Origin of the sequence: Colwellia ponticola, assembly GCF_005885605.1 — a bacterium.
In the GTDB taxonomy this organism is placed as follows: Bacteria; Pseudomonadota; Gammaproteobacteria; order Enterobacterales; family Alteromonadaceae; genus Colwellia; species Colwellia ponticola.
On the sequence record NZ_SZVP01000224.1, the window covers coordinates 1 to 404 of the forward strand.

Annotated in this window: 1 pseudogene; it reads right to left on the minus strand. The window is 44.1% G+C overall.

The annotated features are described in order from the left end of the window. Positions 1-404 (minus strand): annotated as a pseudogene (locus FCS21_RS17975) (glutamate--cysteine ligase); the annotation flags it as partial.

The window sequence follows — 404 nt, forward strand, 5'->3', positions numbered from 1 at the left end:
GATTGGCATAACCAAAGAGTTGACTTGAACGCAAACTGCGGACTGCATAATCTGGCAAGTTCGTCGTATCTGTTTGAAAAAGTGCTTCAGTAATCGGACTAGCACCAAATAAATAGGTTAATAAATACCGGTATTGGCTATAATTCTGTGCGATTTGTAAGTACAACATATCGCTAAAATCTTTCACCGTTGCAAATTGATCATGATAGACCTCATCGTATAAGCGCGCGATTAAGGCTGGGGCCAGGCTAAAATTAAAGTGAACGCCAGAAATCATCTGTAGCCGGCGACCATAACGATTGGCTAAGTAGTCACGGTAAGCACGCGCATCTGGTGCGACGTCTGCAATTGGAATCGTCGTTTCATCGCTTGGTAATACAGGTGGCATACTGAGGGGCCAAATC